Origin of the sequence: Paraburkholderia sp. Ac-20347 (assembly GCF_017104805.1) — a bacterium.
In the GTDB taxonomy this organism is placed as follows: Bacteria; Pseudomonadota; Gammaproteobacteria; order Burkholderiales; family Burkholderiaceae; genus Paraburkholderia; species Paraburkholderia tropica.
Map to the genome: position 1 here is coordinate 1 of NZ_JAAGPN010000207.1, position 14,276 is coordinate 14,276.

Sequence of the window (14,276 nt, forward strand, 5' to 3'; positions counted from 1 at the left end):
GCGCGCAAGGCGCGTCGGGCGTCGCCGTCAGCTCCGCGCCCTGAGCGCATTGCGCCTGACCGGCGGCGCGCAACGCCCGCCGGTTTCCGCATCGGGGCGACCGCGCGACTAGCGCAGCCCGGCCATCATCGCCCCCATCCCCACCAGCAGGCCGCCCATCAGCCGGTTCACCGCGCGGAGTCGGCGCGGCCGTTGCAGCACGTTTCGCAGACGGTGCGAAAACAGCGCCATCGACGCCACGCCGCCCGCGAACAGCAGCGCGAACGTCGCGGCCAGCACCAGATACTGGCGATTGGCGCTCCACGCCGCATCGGCGCTGATGAACTGCGGAAAAAACGACGGAAAGAACAGCAAGGTCTTCGGATTCAGCCCCGACGTCGCGAACCCGCGCCAGAACAGATCGCGATGCGAAGTGAGCGCCGGCTCCGCCGTCTGCCCTTGATCCAGCGCATGCGGCTGCGCGCCGCCGAGCGAGCGGCTGCGCCACTGCTTGCAGCCCAGCCAGACGAGATACGCCGCGCCGACCCAGCGCAGCACCGTAAGCGAATGCTCACTGATGAGCAGCAGCGAATTCAGGCAGAACGCCGTCAGCACGAGTTGCAGCAGCACGGCGAGCGTGCCGCCCCACACGCAGGGCAGCGCGCGCCGCCATCCCGCGTGAATGGCCTGGCTCATCGTGAGCACGTTGACGGGGCCGGGCGTGTAGACGAGGACGAGCGCGGCGGCGAGAAACGATAGATACAGCTGAAGCGACATGTTGCGGGATTCGACGGCGAGAAGTGTGAGCAACGGAGGCGGCGCGCGGATAAGCGCAACGCCCGGGCAACAAAAAACCGCGCAGATCGTGCGCGGTTTTTATTAGCCTTCTTGCCCGATCGGACGTCGCTGCTGCGCGATAAACGCACGCAACGTCCGGTTGGCCGCCGCAGGGTGCAACGGAGAATCGGCCCTGACGGTCCACCGTAGCTTGTGGCTGCGGCGGCGCGCCTCGACGCGGGGAGGTGGCCGCGTGAGTCGTGCCGGTCAAGAAGGCATGGGTAAATTATCCCGCCGAAGCCGCAGGATAGGCTTCCTGTTTTCCGGCAAATACCGCCTGCGACCGGAATCTCCTTCCGCTAAAATCGAATTTCCCTGTACAAGATTCTTTTCCACCATGATCGCTCGCGAACGCCCGCCCAAAACGCTCGACAACCAGGATCTCAAGATCCTGCGCGCGCTCCAGCAGAACGCGCGCCTCTCGAACGCCGAACTCGCCGAACAGGTCGGCATGTCGACCACGGCATGCTGGAACCGCACGCGCCAGCTGGAAACCGACGGCTATATCGACGGTTACGTGGCGCTCGTGAACCAGCGCAAGCTCGGTTTCGCCGATATCGTGATTCTCGAAGTCACGCTCGACCGCCACGAAGACGACGCGCTCGCGCGCTTCGGCGCGGAGCTGGCCGCGCTGCCCGAAGTGCTGGAGGCGTATCTGGTGTCGGGCGAATACGACTACTGGATCAAGGTGGCCGTCGACGGCACCGCGGGCTACGAGCGCTTCCTGCGCGAAAAGCTCTATCGCATTTCGAGCATCCGTCACAGCCGCTCGATGTTCGCGCTGCGTTGCATGAAAGACGTGGCGTCGATGCAGGTGTGATGCACGCCTTCGTCAATTAGTTCGGCATCCGTATCAATTGGCGAAATTCACGCGGACCGACCGCGTGAATCCGGCGAACGTGCGCCGCTCGCGCGCAGAATCATCCGCACGACTTCGTCCGTGGTCGCGTCGAAACTCGCGGCGCTCAGCGCGCGCTTGCCCGAGAGCGCGCGAATCTGCGCTTCGAAATCCGCGTAATGCTGCGTGGTCGCCCAGATCATGTAGAGCAGCGTGCGCGGCTCCACCGGCGCGAGCACGCCTTCCGCGATCCAGCGCTCGATCAACGTCACGCGTGACTCCATCCACGGCTTCACGCGCTTGAGCAGAATGTCCTGCATATGCGTCGCGCCGCTGATGATCTCGTTCGCCCACACCTTCGAGCCGAGCGGCCGGCGCCGCGACAGCGCCATCTTCGCGCGCACGTAGCCGCCGATCGCTTCGACGGGGTCGTCGCTCGCGTCGAAGGTGTCGGCGGCGGCGTTCCATTCTTCGAACACGTCGTCGAGCACGCGCCAGTAAAGCGCGAGCTTGGTCGGAAAGTAGTAATGCAGATTCGCCTTCGGCAGACCGGCGCGTTCGGCGATCTGCGCCGTGCTCGCGCCCTCGAATCCGCGCTCGGCGAACACGGCTTCCGCGCAGGCGAGCAAGTGCGTTTCGTTCGACGCGCGAATCGATGCCTTGCGTCGCGGCTTGTGCGTTGCATCAGCGTCGGCGCCTGCCTGACGCATCGCGAGATTCGCGGCTGGCGTGGTCGTGTCGTCGTCGCGCATGGTGATCGGTCCGGTCGAGTGAGAAAGGCATCGCCTCGCAGCAGCAGGCGCATGAACGCGCACGAACGCGCACAAACGCTCGATGCAGCGCGATACATCACGATGCCGGCTTCATTGTAGTCAGCGCGCGTGAACGACGCGTAGCACTGCGTCGGTTCTACCGCGCACCCCAGGATAAACACTCACATGCCGCTCGCGCTCGCCTGCGCAAATGAATGAGTTTTCGCGCACTGCAACATGGATGGCACGCTTTTCGCTCGCAACACCGCATTGAATTCGCAAAGTTTATCGTCTACAACCTGTCCAATCGGACAGGATTCGGCAAGCGAGCAATCGACGGGCCGAACGGGCGTCGCGCGCATGCACCGCCGTTGCGCAACACGCCCCAGACGATGGCACGAATGCACGACCGGCGCGCACGCATTGCGCGATTCGCATGAAGAAAGCGATGCGGATGACGCACGCGCGCCGCACCGCCCCACGATAAGGAGAGCCCCGCATGAACACCGTAAGCGACGCCGCGCTGACCACCGCCATCCACGTGAACGGCCAGCGCCTCTGGGACAGCCTGATGGAGATGGCGAAGATCGGCGCAACCGCGAAGGGCGGCGTGTGCCGCCTCGCGCTCACCGACCTCGACAAGCAGGGCCGCGATCTGATCGTGAAGTGGGCGAAGGAAGCGGGCTGCACGATCAGCGTCGACCGCATGGGCAACGTCTTCATGCGCCGCGCGGGCCGCAACAACGACCTGCCGCCCGTGATGACCGGCTCGCACGCCGACTCGCAGCCGACCGGCGGCCGCTTCGACGGCATCTACGGCGTGCTCGGCGGACTCGAAGTGATCCGCGCGCTCAACGACCACGGCATCGAGACCGAGCATCCGATCGAAACGGTGATCTGGACCAACGAGGAAGGCTCGCGCTTCGCGCCCGCGATGGTGGCCTCGGGCGTGTTCGCGGGCGTGTTCACGCTCGACTACGGCCTCTCGCGCAAGGACGTCGACGGCAAGACGATCGGCGAGGAACTCGCGCGCATCGGTTACGCGGGCGACCTGCCGGTAGGCGGACGCAAGATTCACGCGGCGTTCGAATTGCACATCGAACAAGGGCCGATTCTCGAAGCGGAGAAGAAAACCATCGGCGTGGTGACCGACGCGCAAGGTCAGCGCTGGTACGAAGTCGTGCTCACGGGCCAGGAGGCGCACGCCGGTCCCACGCCGATGCCACGCCGCCGCGACGCGTTGCTCGGCGCGTCGCGCGTGGTGCAGCTCGTCAACGAAATCGGCCTGCGTCATGCGCCGCTCGCGTGCGCGACGGTCGGCATGATGCAGGTGCATCCGAACTCGCGCAACGTGATTCCGGGCCGCGTGTTCTTCACGATCGACTTCCGTCACCCCGAAGACGCCGTGCTCGCGAAGATGGACGCCGAGCTGCGCGAAGGCATCGCGAAGATCGCGGAACAAGGCAAGCTCGAAGCCGAAGTCGAGCAGATTTTCTACTACGCGCCGGTGCCGTTCGACGCCGCCTGCGTGAAGTCGGTGCGCGCGGCGGCCGAGCGCTTCGGCTATTCGAATCGCGACATCGTTTCGGGCGCGGGCCACGACGCGTGCTATCTCGCGACCGTCGCGCCCACGTCGATGGTGTTCGTGCCGTGCATCGACGGCATCAGCCATAACGAAATCGAGGACGCGACACCCGAGTGGATCGAGGCCGGCGCGAACGTGTTGCTGCACGCGATGCTCGAACGCGCGAACGAGCCTGGCTAGCCGCTCGCGCTTGAACATCGCATGAACATCGCTTGAACACAGCTTGATCGTCGACTGAATGCCAGCGGCCACAGAGCCGCGCAGTGATTCCGCTTTGTCCCCACGTACCGGCCGCGCTGCCTCGCGCACGCGGCCGGCGGACCCGTGTTTTGCCTCGCAAGGAGCATCCGGATGTCCCACTCCACGAAGAACAACGCGCGCGCCACGCCCGGCATCGCCGCTGGACGACTCAGCGCAGCGGAACTCGGCTGCCAGTTCGCCGACGTCGCGCCACCGCTTTCCGCCAACACGGCCATCGTCGCCGCCGATCGCTGCCACTACTGCTACGACGCGCCCTGCGTCACGGCCTGCCCCACCGGCATCGACATTCCCAGCTTTATCAGCAAGATCGGCAACGGCAATCTCAAGGGCGCCGCGCGCGACATCCTGAGCGCCAATCCGCTCGGTGGCATGTGTTCGCGCGTGTGCCCGACCGAGATTCTGTGCGAAGGCGCGTGCGTGCGAAATCATCAGGATGGCGAACCGGTCAGCATCGGCGCGCTGCAACGCCACGCCACCGACTTCCAGATGGCGCGCGAACGCGAGGGCGCGCCGCCGCTTTTCAAACGCACCAGCGAAACCGGCCGCAAGGTCGCGGTGATCGGCGCGGGTCCCGCGGGGCTTGCGTGCGCCCATACGCTCGCGCTCGCGGGCCACACGGTGAGCGTGTTCGATGCGCGCGAGAAGCCCGGCGGCCTCAACGAATACGGCATCGCCGCCTATAAGACCGTCGACGATTTCGCACAGCGCGAAGTCGAGTGGCTGCTTTCGATCGGCGGCATCGAGTTGAAGCAAGGGCAGCGTCTGGGCCGCGAGATCGCGCTCGATACGCTGCGCGCGGACTTCGACGCCGTGTTCGTCGGCATCGGGCTGGGCGGCACGCAGGCGCTGAAGATCGAAGGCGAAGCGCTCGACGGCGTGCGCGACGCGGTGGATTTCATCGCCGATCTGCGCGAGTCACGCGATCTCGCGGCGCTGCCCGTGGGCCGCCGCGTCGTGGTGATCGGCGGCGGCAACACGGCCATCGATGCCGCCGTGCAAAGCCGCAAGCTCGGCGCGGAGCACGTCACACTCGCGTACCGGCGCGGCAGCGCGCAGATGAGCGCGACGTGGGCCGAGCAGGAATTCGCGCGAACCCAGGGCGTGAGCATCGTCGAGTGGATGAAACCGTTGCGCATCGTAGGCGCGGGCCGCGTGGAGGCGATCGAGTTCGAACGCAGCGCGCTCGATGCGAACGGCGCGCTGCACGGAACCGGCGAGATCGAACGCATCGAGGCGGATGCGGTGCTCAAGGCGATCGGCCAGACGCTCTTGCCGGAAGGTCTCGACGCGCTCGCGTTGAACGACGCCGGCACGCGCATCGCCGTGGACGCCGATGGCGCGACCTCGCTCGCGGGCGTGTGGGCCGGCGGCGACTGCGCCGGACACGGCGCGACCGACCTCACCGTGCAGGCCGTGCAGGACGGCAAGCTCGCCGCGCGCGCCATCGACCGCTGGCTCGCCGCGCAAAGCGAGCGGGCGGCCTGAGCGCAACGCTGACGCGCCACGCACGCACGTACACGAGACAAACAATCGACAAGGAGCCTCATCATGGCCGATCTGCGCTGCACGATTGCCGGTATCGAATCGCCGAATCCGTTCTGGCTCGCCTCCGCGCCGCCCACCGACAAAGCCTATAACGTCAACCGCGCTTTCGAAGCGGGCTGGGGCGGCGTGGTCTGGAAAACGCTCGGGCTCGATCCGCACGTGGTCAACGTCAGCTCGCGCTACGGCGCGACCACGTGGCGCGGCCAGCGCATCGCGGGCCTGAACAATATCGAGCTCATCACCGACCGTCCGCTCGACGTCAATCTCAAGGAAATCGCCCAGGTGAAGCGCGACTGGCCCGACCGCGCGCTGATCGTTTCGCTGATGGTGCCGTGCACGGAGGCGGACTGGAAATGGATTCTGCCGCTCGTCGAGGACACCGGCGCGGACGCGGTCGAATTGAACTTCGGCTGCCCGCACGGCATGAGCGAGCGCGGCATGGGCGCGGCCGTGGGCCAGGTGCCCGAGTACATCGAAATGGTCACGCGCTGGGTGAAGGAAGGCACGCGCCTGCCCTGCCTCGTCAAGCTCACGCCCAACGTCACGGACATTCGCCACGGCGCGCGCGCGGCGCACAAGGGCGGCGCCGACGGCGTCTCGCTCATCAACACCATCAACTCGATCGTGGGCGTGGATCTCGACGCGATGGCGCCGCTGCCGACCGTCGACGGCAAGGGCACGCACGGCGGCTACTGCGGCCCCGCCGCGAAGCCGATCGCGCTGCACATGGTGGCCGACATCGCGCGCGATCCGCAAACCCAGGGCCTGCCGATCTCGGGCATCGGCGGCATTTCCGACTGGCGCGACGCCGCCGAATTCATGGTGCTCGGTGCGGGCAGCGTGCAGGTCTGCACCGCCGCGATGCATTACGGATTCCGAATCGTTTCCGACATGATCGACGGGCTCTCGAACTGGATGGACGACAAGGGCTACGCAAATCTCGACGCGATCCGCGGCCGCGCCGTGCAGAACGTGACCGACTGGCAATACCTGAACCTGAACTACGACATCAAGGCGCGCATCGATCAGGACCGCTGCATCCAGTGCGGCCTGTGCCATATCGCCTGCGAAGACACCTCGCATCAGGCCATCACCGCGACGAAGAACGGCGAGCGTCACTTCGAGGTGGTCGATGCGAATTGCGTCGGGTGCAATTTATGCATGCATGTTTGCCCGGTCGACGCATGCATCACGATGGAGCGTGTCGATTCGGGCCGCTATGCGAACTGGACGACGCATCCGAACAACCCCGCGCGCGTGGCCGATCCGAAAGCCGCTTGAAATTGGCCTGAATTGCGCGCGTCGACTTGAACAAAAAAAGCCAACCACAAACCGAACGACAAGCCACGGAGAATCCGCATCATGAGCCAGTCAGCAGCCAGCAGCGGCAGCGACGCGAGCGCGCGGCGCAGCGCCAGCGAGCTCTATAACGACGACCTCGCGCCCACGGGCGCCGCGCAGCGCACCTGGCGCTGGTATCACTTCGCGGCGCTGTGGGTGGGCATGGTGATGAACATCGCCTCGTACATGCTCGCGGCCGGGCTCACCGAGCAGGGCATGTCGCCGTGGCAGGCGGTCGTCACCGTGCTGCTCGGCAACGTGATCGTGCTGGTGCCGATGCTGCTGATCGGCCATGCGGGCGCGAAATACGGCATCCCCTACGCCGTGCTCGTGCGCTCCTCGTTCGGCACCCAGGGCGCGAAACTGCCCGCGATGCTGCGCGCCATCGTGGCATGCGGCTGGTACGGCATCCAGTCGTGGCTCGGCGGCAGCGCGATCTACACGCTCGCCAACATCCTCTTTCACAACGCGCTGGTCGGCGACGCGCTGCCCTTTCTCGGCATCTCCATCGGCCAGGGCGCGTGCTTCCTGATCTTCTGGGCGCTGCAGCTTTACTTCATCCTGCACGGCACCGAATCGATCCGCTGGCTCGAAAGCTGGTCCGCGCCCATCAAGGTCGTGATGTGCGTGGCGCTCGTCTGGTGGGCCTGCTCGAAGGCGGGCGGCGTGGGCTCGATGCTCTCGCAGCCCTCGCAATTCGCGCCGGGCGGCAAGAAGGCGGGCCTCTTCTGGATCACGTTCTGGCCGAGCCTCACGGCGATGGTGGGCTTCTGGGCCACGCTCGCGCTGAACATTCCGGACTTCACGCGCTTCGCGAAAACGCAGAAGGATCAGCTCGTCGGCCAGGCGATCGGTCTGCCGATTCCGATGGCGCTGCTCTCCGTGGTCTCGGTCGTGGTGACGTCGGCGACCGTCGTCATCTACGGCAAGGCGATCTGGGACCCGATCGACCTCACGAGCCGCATGGAAGGCATCGGCGTGGGCATCGCGCTCGTCATCCTCACGCTCGACACCATGTGCTGCAATCTCGCCGCGAATCTCGTCGGCCCCGCCTACGATTTTTCGAGCCTCTGGCCCAAGGGTATTTCGTACAAGGCGGGCGGCCTGATCACGGCCACGCTCGCCATCGTGATGATGCCGTGGAAGATTCTCGCCACCACGCAGGGCTATATCTTCACCTGGCTCGTCGGCTATTCGGCGTTGCTTGGGCCCGTCGCGGGCATTCTGATGGTCGATTACTTCCTGATTCGCGGCACGCGTCTCGACACCGAGCAGCTCTTCGAGGAAAACGGCGAATACGCCTACACCAACGGCTGGAATCGCGCCGCCGTGATCGCGCTGCTCGCGGGCGTGCTGCCGAATCTGCCGGGCTTTCTGAACATTGCGTTCCCGAGCGCGTTTCCCTCGGTGCCGGACGCATTCAAGGCGCTCTACACGTATGCGTGGTTCGTGGGTCTCGCGATCGCGGCACTGGTCTACGGCGTGCTGATGAAGCTCGGCAAGAGCCGCAGGCCGAGTATCGCGAGCGCATAAAACCCCTGTATTTTCAGGCTCAAACCGAAGGAGACATAGCATCATGGCGATCCTGATTCGAGGCGGCACCGTCGTCGACGCAGACAAGACCTGGCGCGCGGACGTGCTCTGCGAAAACGGTACGATCCAGGCGATCGGCGAAAACCTCGACGCGCCCGCGGGCGCCACCGTCGTGGATGCGGGCGGCCAGTACGTGATGCCCGGCGGCATCGATCCGCACACGCACATGGAGCTGCCGTTCATGGGCACCAAGGCGCACGACGACTTCTACACCGGCACGGCGGCGGGACTCGCGGGCGGCACCACGTCGATCATCGACTTCGTGATTCCGAACCCGAAGCAGCCGCTCATGGAAGCGTTCCGCGAGTGGCGCGGCTGGGCCGAAAAAGCCGCCGCCGACTACGGCTTTCACGTGGCCGTGACGTGGTGGGACGAGAGCGTGCACCGCGACATGGGCCTGCTCGTCAACGATCACGGCGTGTCGAGCTTCAAGCACTTCATGGCGTACAAGAACGCCATCATGGCCGACGACGAAATCCTCGTGAACAGCTTCGCGCGCTCGCTCGAACTGGGCGCGCTGCCGACCGTGCACGCGGAAAACGGCGAGCTGGTGTTCCAGCTTCAGCGCCAGTTGCTCGCGCGCGGCTTCACGGGACCGGAGGCGCATCCGCTTTCGCGTCCGCCCGAAGTCGAAGGCGAAGCGGCGAACCGCGCGATCCGCATCGCGCAGGTGCTCGGCGTGCCGGTGTACATCGTGCACGTCTCGGCGAAAGAGGCGCTCGACGCCATCACGCGTGCGCGCGCCGAAGGTCAGCGCGTGTTCGGCGAAGTGCTCGCGGGCCATCTGGTGATCGACGAGGCCGTGTATCGCGATCCCGACTGGACCCGCGCCGCCGCGCACGTGATGAGCCCGCCGTTTCGCAGCAAGGAGCATCGCGACGCACTCTGGCGCGGTCTGCAAGGCGGTGTGCTGCAGACCACGGCCACCGATCACTGCGTCTTCTGCGCCTCGCAGAAAGCGATGGGCCGCGACGATTTCACCCGCATTCCCAACGGTTGCGGCGGCGTGGAAGACCGCATGGCGATACTCTGGGATCAGGGCGTGAACACGGGCCGCCTCACGCCGAACGAATTCGTGCGCGTCACGTCGACGAACGCCGCGCAGATCTTCAATCTCTATCCGCGCAAGGGCGCCGTGGCCGTGGGCGCCGACGCCGATCTCGTTGTCTGGGACCCGGAGGCCACGCGCACGATCTCAGTGAAGACGCATCATCAGAACGTCGATTTCAACGTGTTCGAAGGCATGACGGTGCGCGGCGTGCCCACGCACACGCTCTCGCAAGGCGAACTGGTGTGGGCGAACGGCGATTTGCGCGCGAAGCGCGGCGCGGGGCGCTATCTGAAACGGCCGGCGAATCCGGGCTATTTACAGGCGTCGCGGCTCGCGAAGCAGTTGAAGGAAACCGAGCCCGTGCATCGCGAGGGCGACAAGGTGAAGTGAGCGCTGCGTGTCGATGAGGATCGCGATGGCGAGGCACGCGTGCTTCGCCGTCGCGATTATCGTCGTCATCGAAGAAACCAAACTCAGATTCAAGCCGCCAGCTTGCCGACCGATCCATTCGCGGGCGGCATCGCCACGCCCGCGCGCGCGTAACGAATCGCGTCCATCAGCGCTTCGTGCTCGCCCACGTGATTCGCGAGCAGCAGAATCAGTTGCGCGTTGACCGACTGGCTCTGCGCTTCGTCCAGATCGCGATGCATGTCGATCAGCGCTTCGTAGAAGTCGTCGGGACGCGCGAGGTTGGGTTGCGTGTTCAGCATCGTTGTCTCCATCTTTGATAGTGTGAGGCGCGCGGTCGGATCAGTTCATGCGGTGCCCGCCACGCACAGTGCCCGCTTGAGCGCGCGCTCGACGCGCGGCGCGTCGGCCTGACGCCAGCGTGCGCATACGTGCTGATCCGGGCGGATCAGATAGCACGCGCCGTCGCGCGCGTCGTAGCGCTGCGCCGCGAGGCCGTTCGTGTCGCACAACACCGAGGTGCCCGATGGCAGACCTGCGGGCGCCGCGCCCTCGCCTTCGAGCACCGCTACGAAATGCATCGGCACCGGACCGCCCGCGAGTGCATCCAGCGCCGCGCGCGTGCCGCTCGCGAGCGCGGCGCCCGCACGGCAGAACACGAGCGCCGTGAAGCGGTTGCCGAGTTGCGCGAGCAGCCATTGTTCGCGGCCTTGCGCGTCGGCGAGCGGCGCGTCGGCGCACGACGCGCCCGGCACCATCTGCCCCGCGAAGGCGTCTTCGTCGGCGGTATTGAGCGCGGATTCGTGCAGCACCGCGGGCACTGACAACCGCCCGCTGTTCACCAGTTGGCGCGCAAACGCATGCTCGCGCGCCAGGGTGAGCACGGCGTCGCGGAACACGCGGCTCACCGCGCTCTTCGGCGTGATGAAGTCGGTCGAACGCGTGGAATTGCGCAGGTTTTCGTCGGCGGCGAATTCGCGCTCGCTCGCATAGGTGTCGAGCAGCGCGTCGGGCGCGCGCCCTTCCAGCACCATCGCGAGTTTCCACGCGAGGTTCTCGCCGTCCTGGAAACCGCTGTTCGCGCCGCGCGCGCCGAACGGCGAAACGAGGTGCGCCGAGTCGCCCGCGAACAGCACGTTGCCGTGCCGGAAACTGTCCATGCGCAGGCACGAAAACGTGTAGATGCTGACCCACTCCAGCTCGAATTTCACGTCCGGGCCGAGCAGCGCGCGCACGCGCGGAATCACGCGCTCGGGCGTTTTTTCGAGCACCGGATCGGCGTCCCAGCCCAGTTGAAAGTCGATGCGCCAGACGTTGTCGGGCTGACGATGCAGTAGCACCGACTGATTCGGATGGAACGGCGGATCGAACCAGAACCAGCGCTCGGTGGGGAAGTCGGCTTCCATCTTCACGTCGGCGATCAGGAAGCGATCCTTGAAGGTGCGGCCGTGGCTGTCGAGGCCCATGAGCTTGCGCACGGGACTGCGCGAGCCGTCGGCGGCCACCACGTAGCGCGCGCGCAGTGCATACGGGCCGTCGGGCGTCTCGATCTGCAGCGTGACGTGCGGCTCGGCTGCATCGTCATCGTTACGCTGCGCGATGCCCGTGACTTTGCTCTTCCAGCGGATCTCCAGATTCGGCAACGCCTGCGCGCGTTCGAGCAGAAAGCCTTCCACGTAATACTGCTGCAGATTCACGAAAGCCGGACGATGATGGCCGCTCTCCGGCAGCAGGTTGAACGTATAAACGAGTTCGTCCTTGCGGAACACCTTGCCCACGTTCCAGCTCACGCCCTTCTCGACCATGCGCTGGCCGCAGCCGAGCCGATCGAAAATATCGAGCGAGCGCTTCGAAAAGCAGATCGCGCGCGAACCCGTGGACAGCGTGCAATCGTCGTCGACGAGCACCACGGGCAGGTTCTGCTGCGCGAGGTCGATGGCCGTCGCGAGTCCGACCGGACCCGCGCCCACCACGACGACCGGATGCACGCACGCATCCGCATGCTCGCTCTGCTCGTTCTGCTCGTTCTGCTCGCGACAGCGCGTGTAGTCGAAAGTCAGCGTCTGATAATCGATCATTGTGTTGTCTCCACCATGCCTTTAGCGGCATTCAGCGCGCGCGTGCGTGCGTTCGTGCACACCGCGACGCGCGCGCCCTGCTCATCGCCCGCTCAATCCTGCAACGCGTCCCACATTTCCTTGTCGCGCTGCGCGGTCCAGATGCGCGGATGCGTGATGCCGCTCGCTTCGTCGTACGCGCGCGAGACGTCGAACGGCAGGCAGTGTTCGTAGATGAAGACGTGGCCGAATTTCGGGTCCATCGCCTCGCGCGTGAGCGCCATCGACTCCTTGAGATCGAGCTGACGTTCGACCGCCTTGCGGCCCTGCGCGAGCAGCGTGGAGACGAAATCCTTCGTGTAATCGAGGCCCTTGTTCACGTCGGCGGGATTGAGCAGCGCGGGGCCGCGGCCCGGCACGAGCTTTTGCGCGCCCAGCGCGCGCAGCGCTTCGAGCGTGGCGGGCCAGTCGGCGAGTTGCGCGTCGCCGCAATAGCAGGCCGCGTCGTATTCCACCAGATCGCCAGAGAACAGCACCTTTTGCTGCGGCAGCCAGACCACGGTGTCGCCCTTCGTGTGCCCCGAGCCCAGATGCGCGATCTTCACTTCGAGCTTGCCGAGGAACAGCGTGATTTCCTTCTCGAACACGAGCGTGGGCCACGTGAGGCCCGGCACCGTTTCGACGCCCGCGAACAGACGCGGAAAGCGCTCGATCTCCGACTTCATGTCCTGCTCGCCGCGCTCGACGATCATCTCGTACGTGCCGCGGCTCGCGATGATCTGCTGCGCGCCTTCCTTGAAATACGCCGACGCGCCCAGCACGCGCACCGCGTGATAGTGCGAGAGCACGACGTATTTGATGGGCTTGTCGGTGACGCTGCGGATCTTCGCGATGAGGTCCTGCGCCATGGCGGGCGTGGCCGTGGTGTCGACGATCAGCACGCCGTCGTCGCCGATGATCACGCCCGAATTCGGATCGCCTTCGGTGGTGTAGGCGTATGCGTTTTCAGACAGCTGCGTGAAGGTGACCTGCTTCTCTTCGAGGTCGGCCTGGGATGCGAACGCCTTTGCCATCGTGAGTCTCCGTTTGTAGGGCGGGGGGTGTCGCCCTGTCTCGTTTGAATGATCCGCTGTTCTGCCGGGGTGAGGCCATGATCGTTCAGCGTTTTTTATTTGTCAATAGCGAATACTATCGCTATTTGCTAATTTTTGGATCGCACCGACGGTCGCGCTTTGCGCCCCTTCGCCCGCGCAGACGATCGGCGGGCGATCAGCGGGAAATCGCGCGCGCTTCGGTTAACATGGACCCTTTTTCAGCCCGGAACAACGCGTGAAGACCCCTCGCAACGCCGACACGGAAGGCGCGAAAACGCAGCGCGGCATTCAGAGCGTGGAAGTGGGCGCGCGCCTGCTGCGCATGCTCGCCGACGCGCGCGTGCCGCTCGCGCCCAGCGATCTCGCGGCCGGCGCGGACATTCCGTCGAGCCAGGCGCACGCCTATCTGGTGAGCCTCACGCGCCTCGGCCTGATCAAGCGCGATGCGCTCTCGGGCCGCTATGAAGCCGGTCCGCTCGCGCTGCGCCTCGGCCTGCTGCATCTCGCGCAGCAGGCCGCGCTGCGTGAAGCCGTGCCGCACGCGGCGGCGCTCGCGCAGGCGCACAACTGCAGCGTGGCGATGTGCATCGCCGGTCCGCAAGGGCCGACCATCGTGCGCTACGAGCATGCGAGCCTGCCGCTGCACGTGAACCTGCACGTGGGCACGGTGATGTCGCTGCCGGCCACGTCCACGGGCCGCGTGTTCTGCGCGTATCTCGACGACGCCGCATTGCACGCGATGTGGGCCAACCAGACGTCGCAGCCGGTCTGGCGCGGCACCTCGAATGCGCCCGATACCGCGCCGCGCGAGGACGCGGCCTTCGCCGCCGCGCTCGACACGATCCGCGCGCGCGGCTTCGAACTGGGCATCGACGCGCCGAGCCCCGGCGTGAGCAGCGTCTGCGTGCCTGTGCTCGACGTGGCGGGCACGCTGC

12 protein-coding genes are annotated in these 14,276 nt (G+C 65.9%); 7 read left to right on the plus strand and 5 right to left on the minus strand.

Annotated features, from left to right (window positions below; all coding sequences use genetic code 11):
- Positions 1-108 precede the first annotated feature (108 nt).
- Positions 109-756, minus strand: a complete 648-nt coding sequence (locus G3N97_RS28605) for a LysE family translocator (protein WP_205996347.1) — start codon at positions 754-756, stop codon at positions 109-111.
- Positions 757-1,153: 397 nt separating this feature from the next.
- Between G3N97_RS28605 and G3N97_RS28610 the strand changes: the two genes are divergently transcribed.
- The gene (locus G3N97_RS28610; RefSeq protein WP_065057580.1) at positions 1,154-1,636 is read left to right on the plus strand and encodes an Lrp/AsnC family transcriptional regulator; all 483 of its coding nucleotides are present in this window, start codon (positions 1,154-1,156) and stop codon (positions 1,634-1,636) included.
- A gap of 47 nt (positions 1,637-1,683) precedes the next feature.
- Here G3N97_RS28610 and G3N97_RS28615 read toward each other — a convergent pair whose 3' ends face one another.
- A complete protein-coding gene (locus G3N97_RS28615) occupies positions 1,684-2,364 on the minus strand; it encodes a TetR/AcrR family transcriptional regulator (RefSeq protein ID WP_241030885.1) in 681 nt (226 codons plus the stop codon).
- A 541-nt stretch (positions 2,365-2,905) separates the two neighbouring features.
- Between G3N97_RS28615 and G3N97_RS28620 the strand changes: the two genes are divergently transcribed.
- From G3N97_RS28620 to hydA, 5 genes are all read left to right on the plus strand, one after another.
- A complete protein-coding gene (locus tag G3N97_RS28620; RefSeq protein ID WP_065057578.1) occupies positions 2,906-4,171 on the plus strand; it encodes a Zn-dependent hydrolase in 1,266 nt (421 codons plus the stop codon).
- Positions 4,172-4,342: 171 nt separating this feature from the next.
- Positions 4,343-5,737 carry an NAD(P)-dependent oxidoreductase gene (locus G3N97_RS28625; protein WP_205996349.1) on the plus strand — a complete coding sequence of 465 codons (1,395 nt, stop codon included), beginning with the start codon at positions 4,343-4,345 and terminating at the stop codon, positions 5,735-5,737.
- Between the two features lie 63 nt (positions 5,738-5,800).
- Positions 5,801-7,078: an NAD-dependent dihydropyrimidine dehydrogenase subunit PreA gene (gene preA, locus G3N97_RS28630; RefSeq protein WP_205996350.1), complete on the plus strand. Its 1,278-nt coding sequence runs from the start codon at positions 5,801-5,803 to the stop codon at positions 7,076-7,078.
- Positions 7,079-7,159: 81 nt separating this feature from the next.
- Positions 7,160-8,671, plus strand: a complete 1,512-nt coding sequence (locus tag G3N97_RS28635) for an NCS1 family nucleobase:cation symporter-1 (RefSeq protein ID WP_205996351.1) — start codon at positions 7,160-7,162, stop codon at positions 8,669-8,671.
- A gap of 43 nt (positions 8,672-8,714) precedes the next feature.
- Positions 8,715-10,172, plus strand: a complete 1,458-nt coding sequence (hydA, locus tag G3N97_RS28640) for a dihydropyrimidinase (protein ID WP_065057574.1) — start codon at positions 8,715-8,717, stop codon at positions 10,170-10,172.
- A gap of 89 nt (positions 10,173-10,261) precedes the next feature.
- Here the strand turns inward: hydA and G3N97_RS28645 are convergent, their stop codons facing one another.
- The 3 genes from G3N97_RS28645 to G3N97_RS28655 form a co-directional block, all read right to left on the minus strand.
- Complete coding sequence (locus tag G3N97_RS28645) at positions 10,262-10,492, minus strand: DUF2783 domain-containing protein (protein WP_205996352.1); 231 nt, start codon at positions 10,490-10,492, stop codon at positions 10,262-10,264.
- A gap of 45 nt (positions 10,493-10,537) precedes the next feature.
- On the minus strand, positions 10,538-12,268 hold the full coding sequence (locus G3N97_RS28650) for an FAD-dependent oxidoreductase (protein WP_205996353.1): 1,731 nt from the start codon (positions 12,266-12,268) through the stop codon (positions 10,538-10,540).
- A gap of 92 nt (positions 12,269-12,360) precedes the next feature.
- Positions 12,361-13,320, minus strand: a complete 960-nt coding sequence (locus tag G3N97_RS28655; RefSeq protein WP_205996354.1) for an MBL fold metallo-hydrolase — start codon at positions 13,318-13,320, stop codon at positions 12,361-12,363.
- 256 nt (positions 13,321-13,576) lie between these two features.
- Between G3N97_RS28655 and G3N97_RS28660 the strand changes: the two genes are divergently transcribed.
- Positions 13,577-14,276 (plus strand): helix-turn-helix domain-containing protein (locus G3N97_RS28660; protein ID WP_346778135.1); only part of this gene is annotated, 700 nt, incomplete at its 3' end.

Excerpts from the sequence above, each read along its gene's own strand:
- G3N97_RS28605 (WP_205996347.1), bottom strand. The coding sequence starts at position 756 with ATGTCGCTTCAGCTGTATCTATCGTTTCTCGCCGCCGCGCTCGTCCTC.
- G3N97_RS28610 (WP_065057580.1), top strand. The coding sequence starts at position 1,154 with ATGATCGCTCGCGAACGCCCGCCCAAAACGCTCGACAACCAGGATCTC.
- G3N97_RS28615 (WP_241030885.1), bottom strand. The coding sequence starts at position 2,364 with ATGCGTCAGGCAGGCGCCGACGCTGATGCAACGCACAAGCCGCGACGC.
- G3N97_RS28620 (WP_065057578.1), top strand. The coding sequence starts at position 2,906 with ATGAACACCGTAAGCGACGCCGCGCTGACCACCGCCATCCACGTGAAC.
- G3N97_RS28625 (WP_205996349.1), top strand. The coding sequence starts at position 4,343 with ATGTCCCACTCCACGAAGAACAACGCGCGCGCCACGCCCGGCATCGCC.
- preA (WP_205996350.1), top strand. The coding sequence starts at position 5,801 with ATGGCCGATCTGCGCTGCACGATTGCCGGTATCGAATCGCCGAATCCG.
- G3N97_RS28635 (WP_205996351.1), top strand. The coding sequence starts at position 7,160 with ATGAGCCAGTCAGCAGCCAGCAGCGGCAGCGACGCGAGCGCGCGGCGC.
- hydA (WP_065057574.1), top strand. The coding sequence starts at position 8,715 with ATGGCGATCCTGATTCGAGGCGGCACCGTCGTCGACGCAGACAAGACC.
- G3N97_RS28645 (WP_205996352.1), bottom strand. The coding sequence starts at position 10,492 with ATGCTGAACACGCAACCCAACCTCGCGCGTCCCGACGACTTCTACGAA.
- G3N97_RS28650 (WP_205996353.1), bottom strand. The coding sequence starts at position 12,268 with ATGATCGATTATCAGACGCTGACTTTCGACTACACGCGCTGTCGCGAG.
- G3N97_RS28655 (WP_205996354.1), bottom strand. The coding sequence starts at position 13,320 with ATGGCAAAGGCGTTCGCATCCCAGGCCGACCTCGAAGAGAAGCAGGTC.